We start from the raw sequence: 1267 nt of genomic DNA on the forward strand, positions 1-1267 counted from the left end.
GCTTTGACAAGATCGTAAAACCTATATAATGTGTCTTTGATCTCCCCTAAACCTTCTTGGCCACAGGCCTTCGCTATTTCAAACCATTTTCTATATCCCTCTTTCAGCTGATAAGCTCTTTCAAGGTAATCTGATTTATGAAGATAGTGCTCTAAGTACCAGTGTTGTTTATCCGTTAGTTTTTCTTGATGCTTATAAAAAACATGACGCATTCGTTTACACTTTTTTCGATCATACGCATCAAATGAATGTTGAACATGCCTTCTTACCTGTTCTAATGCCCAGTAAATATAGCGACAGAAATGAAAACGATCCGCCACGATAATAGGGCGGCCTAGTGATTGATCAACAGCTGCTTTAAAAGATGGACTCATGTCCATCACGACGACTTCAACACCTTGACCATGTTGACTAAGATAATCTTTTAGCGTATCCTTCTTTCGATCCTTTAGAATTTCAATCGGTTTTCGGCGAATCGGATCAGCAATGATCGTTTGATACTTCTCGCCACCTGCATCCCCTTTGTACTCATCGATGGCAATGACCTTAGGCAGCTCTTTTGTCTCGTTTAATTTAGAAGCACAAATCGTGTCAAAGCGACGCATAACCGTTGTAGGAGATGTCCCAAAACGATCCGCCACATCTTTAAAATTCTTGGCATGAATCAGTTCGATTGATAACGCTTGATTAAACTCAACAGATTGTCTCTGATAACGCGCGACAAGCGTATTATCTTCATAAAATCGTTTTTGACACGTTGAATCTTCACAGATATAACGGCGCTTTCGATAAAACAAGTGTGTATCTCTTCCGAAAGCTTGTGTATGTTGAATCTTTTGCATGCGATAATCATGCACTTTCTTGGTCATTTGATGGCATTTAGGACAGCTATGAGGCTTTCTTTCTAACTCCACATGAAGGTGATAGACACCTTCTTTTTGATAAGATTTTGTCACGATAACCCCTTCTAATCCCGGTAAAGTGATGTTAGAATACATAGTACACGCAACTCCTTTTTGTTGGTTTTTGTTCGTCTAAACAAATCATAACAAATAAGGAGCTTGCGTGCTTTTTTTATGTCATTGTGTGATGACAACGAGACGCCTGCGGGAATAGCACGAGCCGAAAATCCACTTAGGGAAGTGCCTTTCTTCCCTAAGTTAGTTGAGGCCGTGCCCGCGGCAAGCGAGTAGTCGATCACACATCACTTTATTATAAAAGCAACATGTTGAATTGTATCTTTACCCCAACATATATTTTAGAGCCA

The 1267-nt window shown here is 40.0% G+C and carries 1 protein-coding gene; it reads right to left on the minus strand.

Annotated features, from left to right (window positions below):
- Positions 1 to 998: ISL3 family transposase (locus BLR62_RS12300; RefSeq protein ID WP_090797426.1), on the minus strand; the 998-nt coding region annotated here is incomplete at its 3' end.
- Positions 999 to 1267 lie beyond the last annotated feature (269 nt).

This window comes from Pelagirhabdus alkalitolerans, from assembly GCF_900096905.1.
Taxonomy (GTDB): Bacteria; Bacillota; Bacilli; order Bacillales; family Amphibacillaceae; genus Pelagirhabdus; species Pelagirhabdus alkalitolerans.